This is a genomic window from Pseudomonas sp. R11F (genome assembly GCF_050312575.1).
Taxonomy (GTDB): Bacteria; Pseudomonadota; Gammaproteobacteria; order Pseudomonadales; family Pseudomonadaceae; genus Aquipseudomonas; species Aquipseudomonas palleroniana.
This window is the reverse complement of record NZ_JBNPJU010000097.1, coordinates 1-254: the sequence shown is the minus strand read 5'-3', so window position 1 is coordinate 254 and position 254 is coordinate 1. Positions and strand designations below refer to the sequence as shown.

At 59.4% G+C, this 254-nt stretch carries 1 protein-coding gene; it reads right to left on the bottom strand.

The window, feature by feature from the left end:
* Window positions 1-254: immunoglobulin-like domain-containing protein (locus ACQRBV_RS27580; protein ID WP_427877937.1), on the bottom strand; the 254-nt coding region annotated here is incomplete at both ends.

Below are 254 nucleotides of genomic sequence, written 5' to 3'. Positions count from 1 at the left end.
ACAGTCACTGGTGTTTGCGCGGGGTTGGTCAGCGTGGCGGTGTAAGTGATCTGGCCGCCTTCGGTCACGGTCGAGCCGGCCGTCAGGGCGACGGTGGTGGTGTCGACTGAGTCAGTAATCGTAGTAACGGCCGGAGTCGTGCTCGGCACCAGATTCTCAAAATTGCCGCCGGTCGCACCGGTAATAGTAGTGCTGACGGTAGAACCGTTGTTGTAGACGTCGTTAGCCGGGGTATCGACAACCACAGTGCCAGT